This window comes from Actinosynnema sp. NPDC049800, assembly GCF_040656635.1.
GTDB lineage: Bacteria > Actinomycetota > Actinomycetes > Mycobacteriales > Pseudonocardiaceae > Actinosynnema.
In genome coordinates this window covers 1-1,458 of sequence record NZ_JBFAMT010000125.1, presented here as the reverse complement: position 1 = coordinate 1,458, position 1,458 = coordinate 1, and the positions used below count along the sequence as shown (strand labels likewise).

The window sequence follows — 1,458 nt, the reverse complement described above, 5'->3', positions numbered from 1 at the left end:
CGAGTCTTAATGACCCGTGTCAAGTGGCTGTGGGCGCTGGTGTGGCGGAACTTGTCGTTGTGAACGGCCGGTTGTCGCGCAACAGTGCCCACAGCACGTCGACCAGGCGGCGGGCCAGGGCGATCAGGGCTTGGATGTGGTGTTTACCTTCAGCTCGTTTGCGCTGGTAGAAGGTCCGTGAAGGTCCTTCGCGCAGGGTGGAGCACAGGGCGGCCATGTAGAACACCCGGCGCAGGCCCCGGTGGTAGCGGCGGGGTTTGCGCAGGTTGCCGTTGATCCGGCCGGAGTCGCGGGGCATCGGGGCCAGGCCGGCGAAGGCGGCGAGTTTGTCGGGGCCGCGGAAGGCGGTCAGGTCGCCGCCGGTGCCGACCAGGAACTCCGCACCCAGCACCGGACCCAGGCCGGGCAGGCTTTCGATGATCGAGGCGTGGGGGTGGGCGCGGAAGGTGTCGCCGATCAGTTTGGTGAGGTCCTTGGCCTCGCGGTCCAGGTCGAGCAGCCGTCGGGCCAGGCGCGCGATCAACGGCGCGGTGACGGCCTCGGCGGGCAGGGTGACGGTCTGTTCCGCCGCGGCGGCCAGGGCCTTGACGATCACCGAGTGCGCGGTGCCGGGGCGAACGCCGAGGTCGTGCAGGTGGCGGGTCAGGCCGGGTTCGCCCGCCGTGCGGATCGCCGCCGGTGTCTGAAACCCGGTCAGCAGGGACAGTGCGGCGCGGGTGGTGCAGTCCAGCGCCTTCTCCAGGGCGGGGAAGATCGAGGACAGTAGTTCGCGCAGTCGGTTGACGTCACGTACCCAGTCGTTGACCAGGTCGGCGCGTCGCGCGGTGAGCACCGCCAAGTCGGTCACGACCTGGTCCGGGACGGACAATCGGGGCAGGTCGCCGCGCATTCTGCAGGTCTGGGCGATGACCCTGGCGTCCTTGGCGTCGGTTTTGCCCTCGCCGCCGAAGGCGCCGGCCATGCGGTTGACCGTCTGTCCGGACACGTAGGTCACCGGCTGTCCGGTGGACAGCAGCAGCACGACCAGCAGCCCTGCCGCGCCCGAGGTCAGGTCCAGAGCCCACCGCACCTCGACAGCGGCTTTGCCGGCACGTGCGATGAGCTGCTCGATCGCGGTCTGGCCGTTGTCGACCCGTTGGGAGAACACGACCTTCCCGGTCTCGTCCACGGCGCAGGCGTGGTGGGTGGTCTTGCCCACGTCGATGCCCACCCAGATCCGTTCGCGAACCGCCACGCGGCTCGTTCCTTCCGTTTCCGCGGTTCAGGCCCGTGGACGACCCCGCCGGCACCTCCATAAACAGCGACCGCGCGCACAAGTCTCAATCAGAGGCCGAGGCGTCCAGATCGGCGGGGCGGCCACTCGTCGAGAGCCATCCAACGGCAGAGGACTGATTGCCACACCCCACCAACCCGGGCGTCCGGAACATCGTGTCCCGGACGATCAAGAGCTTATGGAGG

General features: G+C 68.9%; 1 protein-coding gene. It reads right to left on the bottom strand.

The genetic code is table 11. The annotated features are described in order from the left end of the window. Window positions 1-19: 19 nt before the first annotated feature. Window positions 20-1,234 (bottom strand): IS110 family RNA-guided transposase, encoded by a 1,215-nt coding sequence (locus AB0I91_RS44615; RefSeq protein ID WP_498786926.1) that lies wholly within the window; start codon window positions 1,232-1,234, stop codon window positions 20-22. Window positions 1,235-1,458 lie beyond the last annotated feature (224 nt).